Origin of the sequence: Streptomyces wedmorensis (genome assembly GCF_000716445.1) — a bacterium.
GTDB classification, from domain to species: Bacteria; Actinomycetota; Actinomycetes; order Streptomycetales; family Streptomycetaceae; genus Streptomyces; species Streptomyces wedmorensis.
Map to the genome: position 1 here is coordinate 1 of NZ_JNWK01000214.1, position 256 is coordinate 256.

Here is a 256-nt window from a genome sequence, read left to right on the forward strand (position 1 = left end):
GAACCAGCGCGTCTCCGTCGCCGTCGTCGACCGCAACGGCAACACCATCGTCACCCTCCGCGGCGACGGCGCCGGCCCGCAGTCCTACGAGTCCGCCGTGAAGAAGGCCTTCACCGCCGTCTCCTGGAACGCCCCCACCTCCGAGCTCGTCAAGCGCCTCGCCAACGCCCCCACCCTCAAGGACATCCCCGGCACCCTCTTCCTCGGCGGCGGCGCCCCCGTCACCGCCAAGGGCGCCCCCATCGCCGGCATCGGC

General features: G+C 73.0%; 1 protein-coding gene. It reads left to right on the top strand.

Annotation, left to right across the window (positions count from 1 at the left end):
- Positions 1–256, top strand: a 256-nt coding sequence (locus OO54_RS41150; protein WP_033212986.1) for a GlcG/HbpS family heme-binding protein, incomplete at both ends; no start/stop codon positions are given.